25 protein-coding genes are annotated in these 21,006 nt (G+C 55.5%); 11 read left to right on the plus strand and 14 right to left on the minus strand.

From position 1 onward, the window contains the following. Nucleotides 1-238: 238 nt before the first annotated feature. Both IM314_RS07825 and IM314_RS07830 read left to right on the plus strand, forming a co-directional pair. The gene (locus IM314_RS07825) at nucleotides 239-1,081 is read left to right on the plus strand and encodes an AraC family transcriptional regulator (RefSeq protein ID WP_193358636.1); all 843 of its coding nucleotides are present in this window, start codon (nucleotides 239-241) and stop codon (nucleotides 1,079-1,081) included. Nucleotides 1,082-1,121: 40 nt separating this feature from the next. Next, nucleotides 1,122-1,712, plus strand: a complete 591-nt coding sequence (locus tag IM314_RS07830) for a LysE family translocator (RefSeq protein WP_193358635.1) — start codon at nucleotides 1,122-1,124, stop codon at nucleotides 1,710-1,712. On the opposite strand, the gene IM314_RS07835 is transcribed toward IM314_RS07830, so the two are convergent. From IM314_RS07835 to aspA, 5 genes are all read right to left on the minus strand, one after another. Beyond that, complete coding sequence (locus IM314_RS07835; RefSeq protein WP_028015225.1) at nucleotides 1,709-2,284, minus strand: transcriptional regulator; 576 nt, start codon at nucleotides 2,282-2,284, stop codon at nucleotides 1,709-1,711. The genes IM314_RS07830 and IM314_RS07835 overlap by 4 nt on opposite strands. 49 nt (nucleotides 2,285-2,333) lie before the next feature. Beyond that, on the minus strand, nucleotides 2,334-4,043 hold the full coding sequence (locus IM314_RS07840; RefSeq protein WP_193358634.1) for a protein-disulfide reductase DsbD: 1,710 nt from the start codon (nucleotides 4,041-4,043) through the stop codon (nucleotides 2,334-2,336). Further along, nucleotides 4,019-4,342 (minus strand): divalent cation tolerance protein CutA, encoded by a 324-nt coding sequence (cutA, locus tag IM314_RS07845; protein ID WP_028015227.1) that lies wholly within the window; start codon nucleotides 4,340-4,342, stop codon nucleotides 4,019-4,021. Before cutA ends, IM314_RS07840 begins: the two co-directional genes overlap by 25 nt. A 113-nt stretch (nucleotides 4,343-4,455) precedes the next feature. Beyond that, nucleotides 4,456-5,757, minus strand: a complete 1,302-nt coding sequence (locus IM314_RS07850; protein ID WP_008502949.1) for an anaerobic C4-dicarboxylate transporter — start codon at nucleotides 5,755-5,757, stop codon at nucleotides 4,456-4,458. Between the two features lie 116 nt (nucleotides 5,758-5,873). Continuing rightward, nucleotides 5,874-7,310 (minus strand): aspartate ammonia-lyase, encoded by a 1,437-nt coding sequence (gene aspA / locus IM314_RS07855; protein ID WP_003855923.1) that lies wholly within the window; start codon nucleotides 7,308-7,310, stop codon nucleotides 5,874-5,876. Nucleotides 7,311-7,645: 335 nt separating this feature from the next. Between aspA and IM314_RS07860 the strand changes: the two genes are divergently transcribed. After that, entirely contained in the window at nucleotides 7,646-8,110 is a 465-nt protein-coding gene (locus IM314_RS07860) for an FxsA family protein (protein ID WP_028015228.1), read from the plus strand. Between the two features lie 31 nt (nucleotides 8,111-8,141). Here the strand turns inward: IM314_RS07860 and yjeH are convergent, their stop codons facing one another. After that, the gene (gene yjeH, locus IM314_RS07865) at nucleotides 8,142-9,380 is read right to left on the minus strand and encodes an L-methionine/branched-chain amino acid transporter (protein WP_047364121.1); all 1,239 of its coding nucleotides are present in this window, start codon (nucleotides 9,378-9,380) and stop codon (nucleotides 8,142-8,144) included. A gap of 178 nt (nucleotides 9,381-9,558) precedes the next feature. On the opposite strand from yjeH, the gene IM314_RS07870 reads away from it, so the two are divergent. Both IM314_RS07870 and groL read left to right on the plus strand, forming a co-directional pair. Next, entirely contained in the window at nucleotides 9,559-9,852 is a 294-nt protein-coding gene (locus IM314_RS07870; RefSeq protein ID WP_003855929.1) for a co-chaperone GroES, read from the plus strand. Between the two features lie 31 nt (nucleotides 9,853-9,883). Further along, the gene (gene groL, locus IM314_RS07875; protein WP_023310114.1) at nucleotides 9,884-11,527 is read left to right on the plus strand and encodes a chaperonin GroEL; all 1,644 of its coding nucleotides are present in this window, start codon (nucleotides 9,884-9,886) and stop codon (nucleotides 11,525-11,527) included. A 64-nt stretch (nucleotides 11,528-11,591) separates the two neighbouring features. Here groL and iadA read toward each other — a convergent pair whose 3' ends face one another. Genes iadA through IM314_RS07890 form a run of 3 tightly spaced genes read right to left on the minus strand, consistent with a single transcriptional unit; the run spans nucleotide 11,592 to nucleotide 13,873 of the window. Continuing rightward, nucleotides 11,592-12,755: a beta-aspartyl-peptidase gene (iadA, locus tag IM314_RS07880; RefSeq protein ID WP_193358633.1), complete on the minus strand. Its 1,164-nt coding sequence runs from the start codon at nucleotides 12,753-12,755 to the stop codon at nucleotides 11,592-11,594. Nucleotides 12,756-12,765: 10 nt separating this feature from the next. Next, nucleotides 12,766-13,227, minus strand: a complete 462-nt coding sequence (locus IM314_RS07885) for a YjiG family protein (protein ID WP_060573549.1) — start codon at nucleotides 13,225-13,227, stop codon at nucleotides 12,766-12,768. Continuing rightward, complete coding sequence (locus IM314_RS07890; protein ID WP_193358632.1) at nucleotides 13,208-13,873, minus strand: nucleoside recognition domain-containing protein; 666 nt, start codon at nucleotides 13,871-13,873, stop codon at nucleotides 13,208-13,210. The genes IM314_RS07885 and IM314_RS07890 overlap by 20 nt, the downstream gene beginning before the upstream one ends. Nucleotides 13,874-14,107: 234 nt before the next feature. Here IM314_RS07890 and IM314_RS07895 point away from each other — a divergent pair, with 234 nt between their 5' ends. Further along, entirely contained in the window at nucleotides 14,108-14,461 is a 354-nt protein-coding gene (locus IM314_RS07895; protein ID WP_014882205.1) for a DUF4156 domain-containing protein, read from the plus strand. 64 nt (nucleotides 14,462-14,525) lie between these two features. On the opposite strand, the gene epmB is transcribed toward IM314_RS07895, so the two are convergent. Continuing rightward, nucleotides 14,526-15,554: an EF-P beta-lysylation protein EpmB gene (gene epmB / locus IM314_RS07900; RefSeq protein ID WP_028015233.1), complete on the minus strand. Its 1,029-nt coding sequence runs from the start codon at nucleotides 15,552-15,554 to the stop codon at nucleotides 14,526-14,528. A gap of 40 nt (nucleotides 15,555-15,594) precedes the next feature. Between epmB and efp the strand changes: the two genes are divergently transcribed. From efp to ecnB, 3 genes are all read left to right on the plus strand, one after another. Beyond that, entirely contained in the window at nucleotides 15,595-16,161 is a 567-nt protein-coding gene (efp, locus tag IM314_RS07905) for an elongation factor P (RefSeq protein ID WP_003855940.1), read from the plus strand. Between the two features lie 58 nt (nucleotides 16,162-16,219). Continuing rightward, a complete protein-coding gene (locus IM314_RS07910; protein WP_028015234.1) occupies nucleotides 16,220-16,351 on the plus strand; it encodes an entericidin A/B family lipoprotein in 132 nt (43 codons plus the stop codon). 108 nt (nucleotides 16,352-16,459) lie between these two features. Further along, nucleotides 16,460-16,606: a lipoprotein toxin entericidin B gene (gene ecnB / locus IM314_RS07915; RefSeq protein ID WP_003855942.1), complete on the plus strand. Its 147-nt coding sequence runs from the start codon at nucleotides 16,460-16,462 to the stop codon at nucleotides 16,604-16,606. 40 nt (nucleotides 16,607-16,646) lie between these two features. On the opposite strand, the gene IM314_RS07920 is transcribed toward ecnB, so the two are convergent. Continuing rightward, a complete protein-coding gene (locus IM314_RS07920; protein WP_041911497.1) occupies nucleotides 16,647-17,246 on the minus strand; it encodes a LuxR C-terminal-related transcriptional regulator in 600 nt (199 codons plus the stop codon). A gap of 259 nt (nucleotides 17,247-17,505) precedes the next feature. On the opposite strand from IM314_RS07920, the gene sugE reads away from it, so the two are divergent. Continuing rightward, the gene (sugE, locus tag IM314_RS07925) at nucleotides 17,506-17,823 is read left to right on the plus strand and encodes a quaternary ammonium compound efflux SMR transporter SugE (protein WP_006178944.1); all 318 of its coding nucleotides are present in this window, start codon (nucleotides 17,506-17,508) and stop codon (nucleotides 17,821-17,823) included. On the opposite strand, the gene IM314_RS07930 is transcribed toward sugE, so the two are convergent. Beyond that, nucleotides 17,820-18,350 (minus strand): lipocalin family protein, encoded by a 531-nt coding sequence (locus IM314_RS07930; RefSeq protein ID WP_028015236.1) that lies wholly within the window; start codon nucleotides 18,348-18,350, stop codon nucleotides 17,820-17,822. The two genes, sugE and IM314_RS07930, sit on opposite strands and share 4 nt — an antisense overlap. 105 nt (nucleotides 18,351-18,455) lie before the next feature. After that, entirely contained in the window at nucleotides 18,456-19,601 is a 1,146-nt protein-coding gene (blaACT, locus tag IM314_RS07935; RefSeq protein WP_045631273.1) for an ACT family cephalosporin-hydrolyzing class C beta-lactamase, read from the minus strand. A gap of 132 nt (nucleotides 19,602-19,733) precedes the next feature. Here blaACT and ampR point away from each other — a divergent pair, with 132 nt between their 5' ends. Continuing rightward, a complete protein-coding gene (ampR, locus tag IM314_RS07940; protein WP_041911495.1) occupies nucleotides 19,734-20,609 on the plus strand; it encodes a LysR family transcriptional regulator AmpR in 876 nt (291 codons plus the stop codon). A 29-nt stretch (nucleotides 20,610-20,638) separates the two neighbouring features. Here ampR and frdD read toward each other — a convergent pair whose 3' ends face one another. Then, nucleotides 20,639-20,998, minus strand: coding sequence for a fumarate reductase subunit FrdD (frdD, locus tag IM314_RS07945; RefSeq protein ID WP_032662398.1), 360 nt, complete (start codon nucleotides 20,996-20,998; stop codon nucleotides 20,639-20,641). Between the last annotated feature and the right edge of the window lie 8 nt (nucleotides 20,999-21,006).

The raw sequence follows: 21,006 nt of genomic DNA on the forward strand, positions 1-21,006 counted from the left end.
CCGGACTCGGAATCGAACCAAGGACACGGGGATTTTCAATCCCCTGCTCTACCGACTGAGCTATCCGGGCAACGGAGCGCATTAAACCGCAATCGCGCCTTATCGTCAACATTATTTCAGGAAAAGCTGTTCAACTGCTTAAGTTTGCGGCAATCTGTACGTTTTCACCGTGAAAATGCACAAATCTTCCAGACAATACCAGGCCGTGCGGCAATGCTGATGACAACAGGAGGGCAGTATGGCAAACGACTGGCTTGAGCTCCGTCAGCATGCGGATACCGGCATTGAAACGATTAAAGCGCACTTCGAAGGCCATGCCTTCGATCCCCACTGGCACGATAGTTATCTGGTCGGGATTACCCTTTCAGGCACCCAGCAGTTCCACTGTCGTCGCGAACGCCACCGCAGCCATCCTGGTGATGCGTTCTTACTGGAGCCGGGTGAAATTCACGACGGCGACGCGCCTGTGGAAGGAGGCTTTACCTATCTCACCTTCTATCTTGACGAGCAGTGGCTGACGCGTACCCTCCGTGGATTATATGAAGCCACGCCGGATCGCTACTCGCTTCACTTTGCTCAAACGCTAACGCGAGAACCTCAGCTGGTCCGTTCTATCGGCGAGACGTTTAACGCATTGCATTGCGATGAGATGAAAATTGTTCAGCAGAGCACAATGGATAAGCTGCTCTCTCAGATCACCTCCCATTGCCACTGGCGTAAGAAACTCCCATCGCAGCTACAGAGCGCTGCCGTGGCGCACCGCGCACGCGACTATCTTTATGCGCATATCGGCGAGAACGTGGGGTTGTCAGACCTTGCGCGCGAGACGGGCACGGATCGTTTTACGCTGACGCGCTGTTTTAAGCGCGAGTTCAACCTGGCACCGCACGCCTGGCTTATTCAGCTGCGTCTGGCAAAGGCGCGACAGCTGCTGGCGCACGGCGAACAGCCTGTTAATGTGGCTACAGCGCTCGGTTTTGCCGACCAAAGCCATCTGGGACGCTGGTTCCAGCGTGCATACCGCATTTCCCCTGCCCACTACCGCCGGTTGTGCACAAACCTTCCAGACGCTTCCAGATAATAGCGGCACAGTAATGGCTCTAACAAAAAAGGAGCCATCTGTGAGTCTGATGCCTTATCTGCTGTTTGCCTTTGTCGCGTCGATAACGCCCGGCCCGACGAATATCCTCGTTCTCACTAACAGCCAGTACTTTGGTGTGAAAAATACCATTCCCGCCATTTTGGGGGGATGTATTACGGCGAGTCTGATTGTGCTGATATCGGGTGCCGGCGCCGGGGAGGTGCTGCGTCAGTTTCCTCTGATACGCCAGGCAATGAGTTGGGCGGGCGTGCTGTGGCTAACCTGGATGAGCTGGCAACTGTATCGGGCGCCTGCGGCGAATCTCTCTGAGAAGGCGCCTCATCGCTTTACCGCGCAAGCCGCAGCGCTGATGCAGATGGTGAATCCGAAAACGTGGATGATGGCGCTGGCAGTAGTGAGTCTTTTTGCTCCCGCGAGCATTCATCCGTTAAGAGATATTGCGCTGATGGCGCTATGGTTCTTACTGATTTCTGTGATGTGCCTGATGTGCTGGGCGTGGCTGGGGAAGGCGGTAAACCGAGTGTTTCGCACCACCGTGGCGATGGTGCGGTTTCAGCGCCTGATGGCGCTATGTTTGCTCGTCTCCGCCTGGGCGGGCATGCTGGTCTAGGTTAACGCCCCGCCCATACGACACTGGGCAAAGCGCAGAATGTCTTCCGCCAGGCGGTGCGCCGTATCCACATCGGCCTGGCTACGGTTCACCAGCATGCGGCTCAGGCAACCCTCCAGTACGAGCTCCATCTGCTTAGCGACCATTGCCGGGTCATCCACTTCAAGCGTTGTCAGCAGTTCGTGGGTGAAGTCATGCGCCGCACGTTTTTGCTGATCCGCCAGCTGGTGTATTGGATGGCCAGGATCGGGATAAAACGTACAGGCAGCAATAAACAGGCAGCCTGGATAACGATTGTTGCTGACGCACTCTGTCAGGGCGGTGTAGCGCGCTAACAGTTTTTGCTCGGCGGTCAGCTCTTCATTCAACATTAGCTGCCTGCGCCAGATATCCACCTGCTGGCTAAGATAGCGTAGGGCATCATAAAGCAGCGCCTCTTTATCGGGCCAGAAGCGCTTAAGCTCATCCAGAGGGTAATCGATACGGTCGGCTACCATCTCAAGCGTGGTGCTGGCGATCCCTTGAATCTCAAGTAGTTGCAGGGCTTGTCCCAGTACGTCTTCGCGTTGCACGGTTATCTCCTCCGCTATTCCCAACGGTATGTCCCGTCTAAAGTGTTGTTTACGGTTGGCGATTGCGCAAATGCGCGCTGAATGCCGGTGCGTCCATAAACCCGGTTACACGCTGTTCTGGCAGCTCTTCCCCCTGCTCATTGAAGAACAGAATGGTTGGTAGCCCGAGTACGGTAAGGTGTTTAAGCAGGGCCTTATCCTGCGCATTGTTGGCTGTGACGTTTGCCTGAAGGAGTACCGTCTCTTTCAGGGCATTTTGCACCAGAGGATCGCTAAAGGTGTATTTTTCAAACTCTTTGCAGGCAACACACCAGTCGGCATAGAGGTCGAGCATCACCGGTTTGCCTTTTGCCTGCGCCAGCGCGCTGTTGAGCTCATCGACGTTCTTAACGTGTATAAAGTTTAAATGTGCCTGCGTCTGGCCCACAGGCGAGCCGAACGCCCAATCCTGAAGCGGGCGCACGCTCACCAACGCGGCGGCGAGCAGGAGAATTTGCACCAGACGCATCCACGCTTTTTTTGCCCCCAGGCTGACGATAAACGCCCAGGAGAAGAACGCCACGCCGAGCATGGCCCACAGGCGCAAACCCCACGCGTCACCCATGATGCGCTCCAGCAGGAACACCGGGAGCGCCAGGATGACAAAGCCGAACGCGGTTTTCACCGTCCCCATCCACGGGCCGCTCTTCGGCAGCAGGCGGTTGCCAAACACCGTCACCAGAATCAGCGGCAGGCCCATCCCCAGCGCGTAAAGATACAGCGTACCCCCGCCGAGCCACATATTACCGCTCTGGGCAATGTACAGCAGAATAGCGCTCAGCGGTGCTGTAGTGCAGGGGGAACAAATCAACCCGGCGATGGCGCCCATTGCGAACACGCCGCCCGCAGAGCCACCCTGCTGGCGATTGCTCATTAGCGTTAAGCGGGTTTGCAGCGAAGAGGGCAGCTGAAGCGTGAACAGGCCAAACATCGACAGCGCCAGCAGAATAAATACGGCTGACAGGCCGATTAGCACGTAAGGGTGCTGAAGCGCTGCCTGGAACTGCAGTCCGGCCGCGGCGACCACGAGGCCGAGGGCGGTATAGGTGAGCGCCATGCCCTGCACATAAATAAAGGCCAGGAGCAGCGCCCGGGCGGTAGAAAGACGCTGTTTGCCGCCCAGTACAATCCCGGAGATAAGCGGGTACATCGGCAGGACACAAGGGGTAAAGGCAATGCCGATACCAATCAGTAAGGCCCAAAGTGCTGAGAACGGCAGATCGGAAGCAGCTTTGGCTTCGCCTTCATCCCTCACCCTGTCCCTCTCGCCTGAGGGGAGAGGGGAGGCAGCCGCTTTAACTTCAGTAAGCGGAACGATCTTCGTTTCAGGAGGGTAGCAGAAGCCCGCGTCGGCACAGCCCTGATACGTAACCGTCAGCGTGGCATCTTTATCCGCCTGATTCACCGTGACGGGCACGCTTAAGCGCTGGCGATAAATTTCACTTTTACCGTAGAACTCGTCCTCATGCCATTCGCCAGCGGGCATCTGCAATGCGCCAACGTTAGCCTTTGCCGGCATGATGCTGACCTGCTTGCGGTAGAGGTAGTAACCCTCTTTCACCTGCCAGGTCAGATTGAGATCGTGCTGGTTTTGCTGAAAGTCGAAAATGAACGCCTGGTCGGCGGGAATAAAGTTCGAACGGCCGGGCGCGTCAAACAACCCGGCAAATACTGACGTGCTGCACAGCAGCAGGATCAGCGTAAAGAAGCGTTGAGCCATGAGAGATAGTCGTTATCGCCGTGGACCACTGGCAGCACCAGCAGCTCCGGGGTTTGATAAGGATGATGAGACTTGAGGCAGTCAAGGAGCGCCTGCTGATTCGCCAGATTGGTTTTGAGCAACATCTGGACTTCATACTCCTGCTCCAGCTTGCCTTCCCAGTAATAGAGGGAGGTCGCGCCGGGGAGCAGCGTGACGCAGGCTGCCAGTTTTTCGGCCAGCGCTTTGGCGGCGAGATCCTGGGCAGAGGCTTCATCAGGGGCGGTACACAGTACGACAACAGCATCAGGCGTGTTCACAAGTCGACCTCCTCATCACGAAAGTCTTCACTATATCACGCCATGCGATTGGTCATTAATGAAACGGGCCGCAGAGCGGCCCGATTTTAACTATTTTTACAACGGCTAACCGTTTACAGCACAATGCCACCGATGATAAAGCCGAGGACGACGCAAAGCGTAATCGCCACCACGCCCGGGATCAGGAACGCGTGGTTAAACACGTACTTACCGATGCGGGTTGAGCCGGTGTCATCCATCTCAACCGCGGCCAGCAGGGTTGGGTAGGTTGGTAGCACGAACAGGGCGGAAACGGCCGCAAAAGAGGCAATCGCCGTCAGCGGCGTCACGCCCAGCATCAGTGCCGCAGGCATCAGCGCTTTGGTGGTGGCAGCCTGAGAGTAAAGCAGCGTCGCGGCAAAGAACAGTACCACCGCCAGCAGCCACGGGTAGTTGTGCAGCAGGTCGCCGGCAACGGTCTGGATGTCGCTGATGTGTGCTTTCACGAAGGTGTCACCGAGCCACGCCACGCCCAGTACGCACACGCAGGCGCTCATACCGGATTTGAAGGTGCTGGCGTTCAGCACTTCGCTGGTGTCGATTTTACAGGTGATGCTAATCAGCGTGGCGATGGTCAGCATGAATACCACAATCGCTTCGTTACGCGGCAGCACCGGGTTCTGGATCAGCCCCACGGTGTCGCTGATGGCGGTCGCGTAGAACATCACGGCGACGATACCGATCAGGAACAGCAGCACGGAGCGTTTCGCGTGCGGCTTCAGCTCGAAGACCTGGCTACCGCGCAGGCTCACTTCACCTTTTGCCAGACGCTCCTGGTAAACCGGATCGTCTTTCAGCTCGGCACCGAGGAAGTTACACAGCACGGCGGTAATCATCACCGCAATCAGCGTGACTGGAATACAGATCGCCAGCAGCGTCAGGTAGCTCACGCCCATCGGCTCAAGGATACCCGCGAAGAAGACTACGGCGGCTGAGATTGGCGACGCGGTGATCGCAATCTGCGACGCCACCACGGCAATAGAAAGCGGACGAGACGGGCGAATCCCCTGTTCTTTTGCCACCTCGGTGATCACCGGCAGCGTGGAGAACGCCGTGTGGCCGGTTCCCGCGAGAATGGTCATAAACCAGGTCACCAGCGGGGCAAGGAAGGTGATGTATTTCGGATGGCGGCGCAGCATGCGCTCCGCCAGGCTCACCAGGTAGTCCATACCGCCTGCCACCTGCATGGCCGCAATAGCGGCAATAACCGCCATGATGATTTCGATAACGTCAAAAGGGATTGCGCCGGGTTTAATCTGAAAGATAAGGGTAAGTACGAGCACTCCGAGACCGCCGGCAAAACCAATGCCGATACCCCCGAGCCGCGCGCCCAAATAAATCGCCAACAGGACGATGACGAGTTCTGCTCCAAACATAAAGACCTGCCTTGCTTATTAACAAGTTGATATTGAATTGTTGTATTTAGGTAACGCCTAAAAAGAAAAAAGGCACGTCACAAGTGACGTGCCTTTCGGAAGCCTAGCCTGAACTGTTACTGTTCGCTTTCATCGGTATATCGTTTCGCTTTATATGCCGGATGCATCAGGTTCTGGGCCGAGAAGATATCGTCCAGCTCGGCTTCGGTCAACAGTCCACGCTCCAGCACGACTTCACGCACGCTCTTACCGGTTTCGGCGCAAATCTTACCAACGATGTCACCGTTGTGGTGGCCGATGAACGGGTTGAGGTAAGTAACGATCCCGATGGAGTTATAAACATAGCCTTCACAGACTTCTTTATTCGCGGTGATGCCGTTAATGCATTTTTCCAGCAGGTTGTAGCAGGCGTTAGTCAGGATGTGAATGGATTCAAACATCGCCTGGCCAATCACCGGCTCCATCACGTTCAGCTGCAGCTGACCGGCTTCGGAAGCCATGGTCACGGTGGTGTCGTTACCAATCACCTTGAAGCAAACCTGGTTCACCACTTCTGGCACTACCGGGTTAACTTTGGCTGGCATAATTGAAGAACCCGCCTGCAACTCTGGCAGGTTGATTTCGTTCAGGCCAGCGCGCGGGCCGGAGGAGAGCAGGCGCAGGTCATTACAGATTTTGGACAGTTTCACCGCCAGACGTTTCAGGGCGCTGTGTACCATTACGTACGCGCCGCAGTCGGATGTGGCTTCAATCAGGTCTTCCGCAGGCACCACCGGCAGGTTAGACACTTCCGCCAGCTTCTGAACCGCCAGCTGCTGATAGCCATCCGGGGTGTTCAGACGCGTACCGATGGCGGTTGCACCCAGGTTCACTTCCAGCAGCAGCTCGGAGGTGCGCAGCAGGTTTTTGGTCTCTTCGTTCAGCAGCACGTTAAACGCGTGGAATTCCTGACCGAGGGTCATTGGCACCGCGTCCTGCAGCTGGGTACGGCCCATTTTCAGAATGTCCTGGAACTCAACGGCCTTACGCTGGAAGCCATCGCCCAACTGGTTGATCGCGTCGACCAGTTTGACCACGGAGGCATACACCGCGATACGGAAGCCGGTTGGGTAGGCGTCGTTGGTAGACTGGCATTTGTTAACGTGGTCGTTGGGGTTGAGGTACTGGTATTCACCTTTCTGGTGGCCCATCAGCTCAAGGCCGATGTTTGCCAGTACTTCGTTGGTATTCATGTTGACGGAGGTACCCGCGCCGCCCTGATAGACGTCAACCGGGAACTGGTCCATGCATTTGCCGTTGTTCAGCACTTCATCGCAGGCAGCGATAATCGCATTTGCCGCGCTTTTAGGAATGGTTTGCAGCTCTTTGTTCGCCAGCGCTGCGGCTTTCTTCACCATCACCATGCCACGGACAAACTCAGGGATATCGCTGATTTTGCTGTTGCTGATGTAGAAGTTTTCAATCGCTCTCAGAGTGTGAACACCATAGTAGGCATCCGCTGGAACTTCCCTGGTACCCAACAAGTCTTCTTCGATACGAATGTTGTTTAACATGTGAACCTTCTTTTCAAGCTGCCGATGGATTGTACTAAACACACAACATATATGTGGTTTTGAATATTTTCTGACCGACGATTATTCCCTCAATCGGCCAGATGTTCGAGATCATATGCTGATGATAGCGAATTGCCGTAAGCTGGATCACTTATTATCGACCCGATTCCATGATAATTATTAATCTGTGAAATGTGTCACCGCTTTAATATTTCCGAAAAAAATATCCGTGCAAACCGATTGAATTTTGGCTAACCGTCTCCATCTCTTACAGACGCGTGACGCGAACACATTCAGACAGGGGCCAGATGGCCCCTGCCACACAGGAGATGCCAGTGCGCTGGATACCGTTTATAGCTTTCTTTCTCTATGTTTACATTGAGATTTCTATTTTCATTCAGGTAGCTCACGTGCTGGGCGTCCTGTTGACGCTGATTCTGGTGATCTTCACCTCCGTCATCGGCATGTCGCTGGTGCGTAATCAGGGTTTCAAAAATTTCCTGATAATGCAGCAGAAGATGGCCGCAGGCGAAAGCCCGGCAGAAGAGATGATCAAAAGCGTGTCGCTGATTATTGCTGGCCTGCTGCTGATCCTGCCGGGGTTCTTCACCGACTTCCTCGGCCTGCTGTTGCTGTTGCCGCCGGTGCAGAAGCACCTGACCATGAAGCTGCTGCCGCACCTGCGCTTCAGCCGCATGCCGGGCGGCGGGTTCAGCACAGGGCCAGGCGATACCTTCGAAGGGGAGTATCAGCGCAAGGATGAACAGCGCGACCGTTTAGATCATAAAGACGATCGATAATTTTTTTGCCCGGTGGCTTCGCTTACCGGGCCTAGGGATTTTTCCGCTTCGGTAAAAACGCCCACAGCCCCGCCAGCATGACGATGGCATACACACTCTTCCATCCCACCATCGCCAGCAACAGCAGGCACAGCACGCCCCCGACGACCGCCAGGGCTTTATAGCGACCTTTCAGCAGACGACAGCCCGCCAGCATGCACAGCAGGTAGATCATGATGAAAATACCGTTGGCGTAGATAATTAGAGCATCAAGGTTGATGACGAGAAGATAAATACCCAGCGAGCTCAGGACGCAGCAGCCCAGCACGGCATTCAGCGCATTCATTGGGAGTTGACGTTTAGACAACCGCGCGAGGCGGCTCTCAGGTTTGTAGCGCGCCTGTGACCACACCAGACGGGCGAAGCTCTGGATATAAATGTTGAGGCTGGCAAAGCAGGCGAGATAGCCAATCACACAGGCCACCCATAGCGCCTTCACGCCGAAAAGTTTAACCACGATACCCGGTAGCGATGCGGCGGCGGCTTTATCTTCGCCGAACGCGTTGAAGTGCAGCACCAGCACGGTACAGGCCCAATATACGGTGCCCGCCAGCAGTAAACCAATCATCAGAGCGCGGGGAAAATCACGCTCGGGCTGTTTAAACTCGGATGCCAGGTGAGCGAACGCTTCAAGGCCAACAAAACACCAGAACATGACGGATAACGCAGCGAAAAGCTGTGAATGGTCGATATCGTTTATCGCAGGGAAGGGGGTATCCGCAACGGTAATGTTACCCGCAAACCAGATGGCGACGATCAGCACGACGATCAACGCTGCAACCAGCGTTTGCAGATTCGCGCTTGAACTGGCCCCGCGCGAGCCCACCCACCAGACGATCGCCAGCGTACCCAGTTCAGCCAGCAGCAGTTGCTCATCGTGCCAGCCAAACAGCGCCTGTCCAAAGCCGGTGGCGATATGCAGGGCTGCCGGAAGGCCAACGGGTATTACCGACAAAAACAGCCAGCCGGTTACGCGCTCCATGCGCGGACCAAACGCCATGCCGACAAAATGCGCCACGCCGCCCGCGCTGGGGAAGTGCCGCCCGAGTATGGCAAACACAATCGCCACCGGGAACACCAGCAGGATCAGCACCGGCCATGCCCAAAGACTGTTATTTCCGGCGACCAGCGCCGCCAGTGCCGGTACGGCAAACACGCCGGTACCTAACAAGGAGGTTGAAAGAAGGCCAACGCCCTGCGCCAGCCCCAGCTCCTGCCTGAGTCCACTCATTTACCTTGCCCTGCCACCATCAAAAGAGAGTGGATGGTAACACTTTCGCAAATTTTTTTTCGATTCCCCCTTGAAGGGGTAAAAAGCTATCCCCATCTCTCAGGGCACTAGTCGGAAAACCGCATGCGGGCCGGCGTCATCCATAACTGATAATGACTTTCTCAAAGGAGAGCTATCAATGAGTATTCGTCCGTTACATGATCGTGTGATCGTCAAACGTAAAGAAGTTGAAACCAAGTCTGCTGGCGGCATCGTTCTGACCGGTTCTGCAGCAGCCAAATCAACGCGTGGCGAAATCATCGCTGTCGGTAAGGGCCGCATCCTGGAAAACGGAACTGTGCAGCCGCTGGACGTTAAAGTTGGTGACATCGTAATTTTCAACGATGGCTACGGCGTGAAATCCGAGAAGATCGACAATGAAGAAGTGTTGATCATGTCCGAGAGCGACATTCTGGCAATTGTTGAAGCGTAATTTACGCACGAGAATTTGAGGAAATAAGAACATGGCAGCTAAAGACGTAAAATTCGGTAACGACGCTCGTGTAAAAATGCTCCGCGGCGTAAACGTACTGGCAGATGCAGTTAAAGTGACCCTGGGCCCGAAAGGCCGTAACGTAGTGCTGGATAAATCCTTCGGCGCGCCAACCATCACCAAAGATGGTGTTTCCGTTGCACGTGAAATCGAGCTGGAAGACAAGTTCGAAAACATGGGCGCGCAGATGGTGAAAGAAGTTGCCTCTAAAGCGAACGACGCTGCAGGCGACGGTACCACCACCGCGACCGTACTGGCGCAGGCTATCATCACTGAAGGCCTGAAAGCCGTTGCTGCGGGCATGAACCCAATGGATCTGAAACGTGGTATCGACAAAGCTGTCGCATCCGCTGTTGAAGAACTGAAAGCGCTGTCCGTACCGTGCTCTGACTCTAAAGCCATTGCTCAGGTTGGTACTATCTCCGCTAACTCCGACGAAACCGTAGGTAAACTGATCGCTGAAGCGATGGATAAAGTCGGTAAAGAAGGCGTGATCACCGTTGAAGACGGTACCGGTCTGGAAGACGAACTGGACGTGGTTGAAGGTATGCAGTTCGACCGCGGTTACCTGTCCCCATACTTCATCAACAAGCCAGAAACTGGCGCTGTTGAGCTGGAAAGCCCGTTCATCCTGCTGGCTGACAAGAAAATCTCCAACATCCGCGAAATGCTGCCAGTGCTGGAAGCCGTTGCGAAAGCAGGCAAGCCGCTGGTTATCATCGCTGAAGATGTTGAAGGCGAAGCGCTGGCGACCCTGGTGGTTAACACCATGCGCGGCATCGTGAAAGTGGCTGCGGTTAAAGCACCTGGCTTCGGCGATCGCCGTAAAGCAATGCTGCAGGATATCGCTACCCTGACCGGTGGTACCGTGATCTCCGAAGAGATCGGTATGGAGCTGGAAAAAGCGACCCTGGAAGACCTGGGCCAGGCGAAACGCGTTGTGATCAACAAAGACACCACCACCATCATCGACGGTGTGGGTGAAGAAGCCGCTATTCAGGGCCGTGTTGGTCAGATCCGTAAGCAGATCGAAGAAGCCACTTCCGATTACGACCGTGAAAAACTGCAGGAGCGCGTAGCGAAACTGGCTGGCGGCGTTGCGGTAATCAAAGTTGGTGCGGCGACCGAAGTTGAAATGAAAGAGAAGAAAGCACGCGTTGACGATGCCCTGCACGCGACCCGTGCCGCGGTAGAAGAAGGCGTAGTTGCTGGTGGTGGTGTCGCGCTGGTGCGTGTAGCCGCTAAGCTGGCTGGCCTGACCGCTCAGAACGAAGACCAGAACGTGGGTATCAAAGTTGCGCTGCGCGCAATGGAAGCTCCTCTGCGTCAGATCGTTTCCAACGCCGGTGAAGAGCCGTCTGTGGTTGCGAACAACGTGAAAGCGGGTGAAGGTAACTACGGTTACAACGCGGCAACTGAAGAATACGGCAACATGATCGACTTCGGTATCCTGGACCCAACTAAAGTGACCCGTTCTGCTCTGCAGTACGCGGCATCTGTAGCTGGCCTGATGATCACTACCGAGTGCATGGTAACCGACCTGCCAAAAGGCGACGCGCCTGACTTAGGTGCTGCTGGTATGGGCGGCATGGGTGGAATGGGCGGCATGATGTAATCATGTTGTTCTGAACCTCTCAGAACGAACCCCGGGCAGAAATGTCCGGGGTTTTTTATTGCCGCTACTCAAATGTTCCCTTCACGCATGCTGCGCCTTCGCGCACCATCTGGCGGCCTTTCGCCCAGACCTCGCGGATCTTCAGGTCATCCGTCAGCACCAGGAAATCGGCATCGCATCCGGGCGCGAGCCGCCCCTTATGCTCCAGCCCGAGAAACTCCGCTACGTTACGCGTAAACGGCAGAAGCGCCTCCTCCAGCGGCAGGTGATACCGGCTGACCAGTTGCTGCAGCGTCTGAGGCAGAGATTCGAACCCGGCTACGCCAATGCCCACCAGATTACCGTTCGCGTCAAAATTCGGTTGGCTGCCGTTACCGTCCGAGCTGAGCGTAAGCCGGTTAAACGGCACCTGCGATTCACGGGCCGTCGCGATGGCGGTGGCGGCATCAATGGGCTCACTGATGCTGGTGGTGATGTCGATATAGCCCCCGTCGCGGGCATAATCCAGCGCGGCGAGGAACAGCGCCTGGTCGCGGTTAACGTGGGTTGGCAGCAGCTTCGTGCGGGGCACGTCGGCGTTTTTCAGGATGTTAAGCAGCGGCTCCAGCAGCTTCGGGCTGTTGCCGAGGTGAAACACGGATATGCCCGCTTTAGCGCCCAGCAGCCCGCCGACGCGCGACTGGGCGGCCATATTCGCGAGCTGGTCATCCGCTGGTGCGGAAGAGCGATGGTCGGAAATCGCGCATTTCACGCCGATGATTTTATCAATCAGCGCCACATCCTTTTCGATGCTGCCGGTAATTGTCGGAGAAGGCAGCCCATACGCGCCTGTCAGCATCCACGCGCTGATCCCTTCATGCTCAAGCGCCCGCGTTTTTGCCAGCAGCGATTCGGGATGGCGGGTCACGCCGTCGGTACCCAGCAGGCCAACAACGGAGGTGATGCCCGCCGCCACCAGCGCGGACAACCGTACCTCCGGCGTCCGGGTGTGCGGACCGGCTTCACCGCCGCCGCCGATCAGGTGTACGTGCTGATCGATAAAGCCCGGGCAAACCACCGCCCCGGCGAGATCGGTTTCAGGACAGTTAAGCCGCATTGCTGCGCGATCCGTTTTTTCAATCGCGACGATTTTTCCCCCGGCGATGAGCAGATCGCAACGTCCCCGATCCTCCGGCGCGTAAAGGTGCACATTGCGGAAAAGATGGGGTTCCAGCACTGAAAAATCCATTTTTATCTCCTCAGAAGAGTAGCTGCATTACCCACATTGAGAGCAGGGCGTTAATGACGCAGACGGTAATGATGTGTGGATAATACTTCGGGTTAACGCCTGCGGTGCCCAGGCAGCGGCCTGTGTTTTGCACCGGATTGCCCATCAGATAGATGGCGGGCAGCAGAACGGTGGCATCGTGGCTGTTGAGCGTGCCGGCAGCCACCAGGCTGGCGCAAACCCCCACGCCGCCGCCCATACTCATCACCGAGGCCAGCAGGACCGTTGCCGCTGCGCCCGGAAGCCCCCACAGGGCCATAATTGGCTCGCAAATATTACCAACAATATCCAGCAGGCCGGTCACCTTGAGCGCCTGAATGATGACAAACGCCATAACCACGTTCGGCAGCAGGCTGGTGGTGGCGATGGTAAAGCCTCGGCGGGCGCCATCGATAAACATGTCCATGATATTTTTACGCGGCTGGGCGATCATTTTTTTCCTCCTGAATATGACGGTCTTCCATGTGAGCGATCCACAGACGCAGGAGGTTCGCGCCAACAAATTTAAACATCAGTATGACGGCCAGCGGCGTGATTACCGGGACGGTAATAAACGTGAAGAGTGCGGCGCCGGAAGAAAAATAGTTGGTAATGATGGCGCTACCGCTGGTCTGGAAGGTGGCGAAAATGGCGCGCTCGCGATCGGTAATAGCCCCTTCGTCTGTCAACTCTTTGGTCATCCCTGCTGCGGCATCGGTATTTTGCAGGTTGGCGATGAGGGCCAGAGAGCAGACGCCCGGTACGCCAAGCAGCGGGCGCAAAATGGGCGTCATCAGCTGTTGCGCGGCACGCAGCCCGCCCAGCCCCTCGGTGACGGCAATGATCCCGAGCGATAAAATGACCGAAGGCGCCAGTTCAAGGGCAAATAAGAAACCGTCTTTCGCCCCCGCGCCGCCCTCACCGCGAAACGTGAGCGTGCCGTTCACCGGACCGAAGCTGCCGTTTAGGACGGTAAAATCCAGCACGCGCCACCATTCGGTACTTTTGGCGAAAAAGCCTGAGAAAAATACGATGGTGAGCACAAACGCCAGATAGCCCACCCATGTTACCTTTTCCTCTCCTGAGGATGATGCACTCATGAAACCCCCTGTTTTAATCGCGTACAAAAGTTGTACGTCGCAACACTAAAAACGATCGAGGGCTAAAACACGATATCCCAAAGGGCATTATCAGAATTCATTTAAGATGTCGGAGGAGTGATGTACGGAATCCGGCTCGCAGAAATGCGCGGGGATTTTTCTTTTAGTCATCTTTTAGGTATAAGATTTACACACGGACAATTACTGTCCAGCTTATTGAAAACGAGGAATAACATGCGCGTAAAAGTCTGTGCAGGGATCGTAGGAGCAGCGTTGCTGCTGGCGGGTTGTAGCTCCAGCAATGAACTGTCGGCAGCGGGCCAGGGCGTTCGCTTTGTGGAAGATAAGCCAGGCAGCGAATGCCAGCTGTTAGGCACGGCCACCGGTGAACAAAGTAACTGGATGTCGGGTCAGCACGGTGAAGAGGGCGGCTCTATGCGCGGCGCGGCGAATGCCCTGCGTAACCAGGCTGCTGCAATGGGGGGGAACGTGATTTACGGCGTGAGCAGCCCGACGCAAGGAATGCTCTCCAGCTTCGTGCCAACGGCCAGCCAGATGAGCGGCCAGGTCTATAAGTGCCCGAACTGAGTTTACTTGCTGATGGCGCTGCGCCCCACCTCGTAGGGCAGGTAAGCGTAGCGCCACCTGCCTTTTAGCGCTGCCGCAGTTGCAAATCCAGCGGCGTCTTACTCGGCTCTCCGCCAATCTCGCGTGCCAGCTTCGGCACCATATAACCTGAAACCAGCGTTAACAGCTCGCGCATAATTTGTCGGGCTTCCTCATCCGTCACCATGAAATGCGCCGCGCCCTGCACGCGATCCAGCACGTGCAGGTAATAGGGCATCACGCCTGCGTCAAACAAGGCATTGCTGAGATCGGCCAGCACCCGGGCACTGTCGTTCACGCCGCGCAACAATACGCTCTGGTTGAGCAGCGTCACGCCCGCTTTACGCAGACGCGCCATCGCCGCGCGAAATTCATCGTCGATTTCATTCGCGTGGTTGATATGGTTTACCAGCAGCACCTGTAGACGGGACTGCTCCAGGCGCGTGACCAGGGCGTCGGTAATACGCGCCGGGATGACAATCGGTAAACGGCTGTGAATGCGCAGACGTTTGATGTGCGGGATGGCTTCAAGCTGCGTCAAAAGCCAGTCCAGTTCATGATCTTTTGCCATCAGTGGGTCACCGCCGGAAAAAATAATCTCATCCAGCTCTGGATGGGCGGCGATATAGTCCAGCGCAACCTGCCAGTTGCGCTTATTTCCCTGGTTTTCGGCATACGGGAAGTGCCGACGAAAGCAGTAACGACAATTTACCGCACAGCCGCCTTTTACCAGCAGCAGGGCGCGATTGAGATATTTGTGCAGTAAACCCGGCACCACGCTGTTTTGCTCTTCCAGCGGATCGGTGCTGTAGCCCGGCGCTGTAATAAACTCATCCTGCGACGTAAGGGTTTGTTTTAATAAAGGATCGTCAGGGTTGCCTTTTTCCATGCGCGCAACAAACGCGCGGGGAACACGCAGGGCGAAAAGTCGCTTTGCCTCACGGCCAGCAAGCAACTCCGGATGCTGATCGAGGTCTAAAAGACGCAGCAATTCATCAGGACTGGTGATTACATCGGCAAGTTGCGATAACCAATCTTCTCTGGATGGGGTGTTTAGGGTTACAATATGCGCCATTTTGTGGCTTAGCTACCAGTTAACAAATTTAGAGGGCCTTATGGCAACGTACTATAGCAACGATTTTCGTGCTGGTCTTAAAATCATGATGGACGGCGAACCGTACGCGGTTGAAGCCAGCGAATTCGTTAAACCAGGTAAAGGCCAGGCATTCGCACGCGTTAAGCTGCGCCGCCTGCTGACCGGTACCCGTGTTGAGAAAACCTTCAAATCTACTGACTCCGCTGAAGGCGCTGATGTTGTCGATATGAACCTGACTTACCTGTACAACGACGGTGAGTTCTGGCACTTCATGAACAACGAAACCTTCGAGCAGCTGTCTGCTGACGCGAAAGCCATTGGCGATAACGCGAAGTGGCTGCTGGATCAGGCTGAGTGCATCGTGACCCTGTGGAACGGCCAGCCTATCGCCGTTACCCCACCAAACTTTGTTGAGCTGGAAATCGTTGAAACCGATCCAGGTCTGAAAGGTGACACCGCGGGTACTGGCGGCAAGCCAGCAACGCTCTCCACCGGCGCTGTGGTGAAAGTACCGCTGTTCGTACAGATCGGTGAAGTGATCAAAGTGGATACTCGCTCCGGCGAATACGTATCCCGCGTGAAGTAATTTACGTCATGATTCGAGGCGCAGCGCCCGCTGCGCCTGATTTTTGCAGGCAGGGATGATGAAACGTACCGTTAAAATTCTGCTTCTGTTAGCGCTCTCCAGCGTACTGCTTTCCGGCTGTAACACCGCCCGTGGCATGGGGGAAGATATCCAGGACCTCGGTCATATCATTTCTCACGCAGCCAGCTAAGTCCGTCTAATTTTCCTAAAATTGCTTCCTTTTCCGTCAATCGGCGGGATCTTGTCTATTCTTAAGTTGCTATACACAAAACAACTTTGGCTATAAAAGGAAGATATTATGGTTAAGAAAACAATTGCAGCGATCTTTTCTGTCCTCGTGCTTTCCTCCGTGTTGACTGCATGTAATACCACCCGCGGCGTAGGGGAAGATATCTCCGACGGTGGTAACGCGATTTCTGGTGCAGCAACTAAAGCTCAGAACTAATGAAGCATGGACGGTACGGCACGTGAGTTTCACCGTACCGTCAATTCTCTGCTTCCTGCAGGGATAAAAACGGTGAAAAGCGTGTATCCATATGCAGCTTCATGCGGATATTGCGTTTATAGGTATAAACCGTTTTTCCGTTAATGCTCAGGTGAGCGGCTATCTTTTGGTTGCTCGCGCCGTCCATCCATAACGTCAACACTTTCTCCTCCTGTCGTGTCAGCAAGGGGGCGGCCACCGTCGGGCGGTACGTGCTTGCGCGCGAAATTAACGCGTCATTGATAACCGTCGCGATTTCCTCAAGAGGGGCATTTTTCATTAGCGAAGACCAGACCGGGAAGTTCCCGAGCCAGGTCGCCAGGTCCTTGTCCTCTCCCGATTGCAGCATAATAAAAGGTAATTTTTCGCTGGCGTTCAGCAAAGAAGAGAGTTGCTGGAAATGGTGAATATCCTGCCTGAAACCATGCAGGTCAGCGATGACCAGCTCAGGTTTCCATTGCAGAATGTGCTCTCTGGCGAGGAATAGATTGTTCAGCCCGGTCACAACGTAGTGCCCCGGGAACAAACCGGAATGATTGAGCCATGCTTCAAACCCGGTGCGGGTGAAGTGACAACGGTCAATCAAAAGAATCTTGAACATATTTTATTCGCAGTCGGCTAGTGGTTTGGCTTCCTGCCATCAGAAAGCACATCATCATAGAGAAGTCCGATGAGCTATAAATGCCTGAACTCCGCGCCATACTGCGGCTATTTCTGGGCTTAACGCGTTCATCAGAAAATGATTGAAAAAAAATCACACGCTAACCAAAATATGGGGTGTTATCTGCCTTGCGGGACGACCCGTAAGCGCTTCCTTCATCGGGGACGGCCCCAACTGTTTTTAAGTTAAGGAGCCCGAGATGTCCTGGATTATTCTCTTTATTGCTGGTCTGCTCGAAGTGGTATGGGCGATTGGTCTCAAGTACACCCACGGATTTACCCGCCTGACGCCCAGCGTTATTACCGTTACGGCGATGATCGTGAGCATTGTTCTGCTATCGTGGGCAATGCGTTCTCTGCCCGTGGGAACGGCCTATGCCGTCTGGACGGGGATCGGTGCCGTAGGCGCGGCGATTACCGGCATTCTGCTGCTGGGTGAGTCAGCGAGCCTGGCGCGCATTGCCAGCCTCGCTCTGATTGTTGCCGGTATCATTGGGCTGAAGCTCAGTACCCATTAACGGGGCTGTTTTACCCAAATAAGTTTCGACACATCAAACCCCTGTCGGGTCGCGACGTCCAGCATCTGCTGTTTCATTTCTGACGAAATAGTTGGCGTGCGGGAAAGTATCCACAGATAGTCGCGATCCGGCCCGCAGACCAGCGCGTGACGGTACTCTCTGTCGAGCGCTATCACGTTATAGCCGCCATAAAACGGGCCGAAGAAAGAGACTTTGAGCGCGGCCCGTCGCGGGTCGCCAGTGAAATAGGCTTTCCCGACCGACTGCTGCCACATCTCACGATCGGGATTATAGCCCCGGTTGATCACCTGAATACCGCCATCATCCATTGGGCTGTAATTAGCAGTAACCTTCTCTAAGCCCTGCTCAAACCGATGGTCGAGGCGCGCGATTTCATACCATGTTCCAAGGAAGCGTTGTGCATCAAAAGGCGTGACGACGGTAACGCCAGGAGGTGGGGTAGGGGAACTGCAGGCCACCACTAAAAACGCGGCTGTCACCGCGGCGATAACAGGCAAAATGCGCATAGGAGTTTCCTTACTGTTTTTTGTTAAGTGTAGATGACGGCAAGGAAAATGTGGTTTTTGTGCGGTGTGTTTCGCCGGGTAAGCGCAGCGCTACCCGGCAATGTTTTACTGCAGCGCGTCGAGGATACGGTATGCCGCCTCAACTCGCGCCGGGTTCGGATAGCTTTTATTCGCCAGCATCACAATGCCGAGCTGCTTTTCAGGAATAAAGGCCACGTAGCTGCCAAACCCGCCGGTGGAGCCCGTTTTGTGCACCCATGAGGCCTTAACCGGGGGAACGGGTGGATTCACTTCTCTCGCAGGCAACGGTGCCAGCGCCACCTTGTTATCACTGCCTCCGACGACGGTTTTGGCATCGACCGGCCAGTTAAGCATCTCCCAACCTAACCCCTGATACATGGCACCCACGCGCCAGTAGCGAGACTGCGCCAGCGTAATGCCTTGCTTCAGGGACGTATCCTGCAGTGCGTCAGGGGCCATATTGGCCATCACCCAGCTCGCCATATCCTGCACGTTGGTTTTCACGCCATATGCCTCTGCATCCAGCATGCCCGGTGAAACGTGGACCGCTTTACCGTCACGATATCCCCAGGCGTAATGCGTCTCCTCCGCTTTCGGAACGTTAATCCAGGTATGATCCAGCTTGAGCGGCTTAAAGACCCGCGTCGTCATGGCCTGCTCATAGCTCATGCCGGAAGGTTTGACCGCCAGCGCGCCGAAAAGACCGATGCTGGAGTTGGCGTAAAGACGCGTTGTGCCCGGCTTCCACTGAGGCTGCCAGTTTTGATAGAAGCGCAGCAGGGATGCGTTATCTGTGACCTCATCGGGCACCTGTAAAGGCAGGCCACCGGCGGTGTAGGTTGCCAGATCCAGCATGCGAATCCCTTGCCACTGCTTGCCGGTCAGATCAGGCCAATATTTGGTTACTGGATCGCCCAGCGAAATTTCGCCGCGGGCAATGGCATCGCCCCCCAGCACGCCGGTGAAGGTTTTACTTATAGAGCCCAGCTCGAACAGGGTTTGCGGGGTGACGGATTTGTTCGCCGCGATATCGGCCTTTCCAAAGGTAAAGTAGTGTGGCTGGCCCTGATAAATCACGGCCACCGCCATGCCTGGAATACCCTGCGCTTTCATCAGGGGCGTAACGTTGCGTTCTACCACGTCAGCCAGCTGTTTTTCCGACATCGGCGCGGCGAGTACAGAGCAGGATGTGCTGAGCAGCAGGGCGCAGCAAAGGAATTTTTTCATCATCAATTATCTTCCATAATAGCAGGTCAAGTGAGTGTCCGGGCCCGGCAGACCGCTGTAGTCTGTTGGATTTGACTATGGCTGACAAACGGTTAAATTTAGCATGAGCTGTTAATTTTTCTAACGGATGGAACAATGACCCGCAGCTATCTTCCGCTTAATTCGCTTCGCGCCTTCGAAGCGGCCGCCCGGCACCTCAGTTTTACGCATGCAGCGATAGAGCTGAACGTCACCCATTCCGCCATCAGCCAGCACGTTAAGGCGCTGGAGCAGCATCTGAATTGCCAGCTGTTTGTCCGCGTCTCGCGCGGCCTGATGCTGACCACGGAGGGGGAAAATCTGCTGCCGGTGCTGAATGATTCATTCGATCGTATCGCCGGAATGCTGGATCGCTTTGCCAGCCAGCGCGCTCAGGAGAAGCTAAAAATTGGCGTAGTAGGAACTTTCGCCACGGGTATCCTGTTCTCTCAGCTCGCGGACTTTCGCCGCTGTTATCCGCATATCGATCTTCACCTTTCCACCCATAACAACCGCGTCGATCCGGCTGCTGAAGGGCTTGATTATACGATCCGCTACGGCGGTGGGGCGTGGCACGGCACCGAGGCGCAATTCCTGTGCCCTGCGCCGCTGGCGCCACTTTGCTCGCCCGAAATCGCCGCCGTGCTCCAGTCTCCGGCCGACATCCTGAAGTTTACCCTGCTGCGCTCTTACCGACGCGACGAATGGTCGGCGTGGATGCAGGCGGCAGGCGAGCATCCTCCGTCGCCAACGCACCGGGTGATGGTGTTTGATTCGTCTGTCACCATGCTGGAAGCCGCACAGGCAGGTATGGGCATTGCCATTGCGCCTGTCGATATGTTTACCCATTTGCTGAACAGCGAGCGCATCGTGCAGCCGTTTACAACGCAAATTGATCTGGGCAGTTACTGGTTAACGAGACTGCAGTCGCGGGCTGAAACGTCCGCAATGCGTGAATTTGCCCAGTGGCTGGTGGGAAAGATGCAGAGATAAAAGGCCCGCCGGATGGCGGGCCAGAAGCGTCAGAGAGTGACAACGGCAATCAGCGTCACCACGGTCAGGATGGTTGCCAGCCCGTAGAACACCCATTTACCGCTCGGCACATGGATTTTCAGGTCATGCATCGCATGGTGAATGCGGTGCAGGCCGCACCACAGTGGCAGGACGATCATCAGGAAGATGAACACGCGGCCAATAAAGCTGCTCGCAAACGCCAGCACGCGCTCGTAGCTCAGCGCATCGCCCGGAAACAGCCCCAGCGGCAGCATAATGCCGACCAGCAGGATGATCACCGGGGCGATGATGGCACTCCACATGCCGCCTGCGCCAAACAGGCCCCAGAAGACCGGCTCGTCTGAACGTTTTGGATTTGGATTGATCACAGTAGTCT

Source organism: Enterobacter cloacae complex sp. P42RS, assembly GCF_014930595.1.
GTDB classification, from domain to species: domain Bacteria; phylum Pseudomonadota; class Gammaproteobacteria; order Enterobacterales; family Enterobacteriaceae; genus Enterobacter; species Enterobacter bugandensis.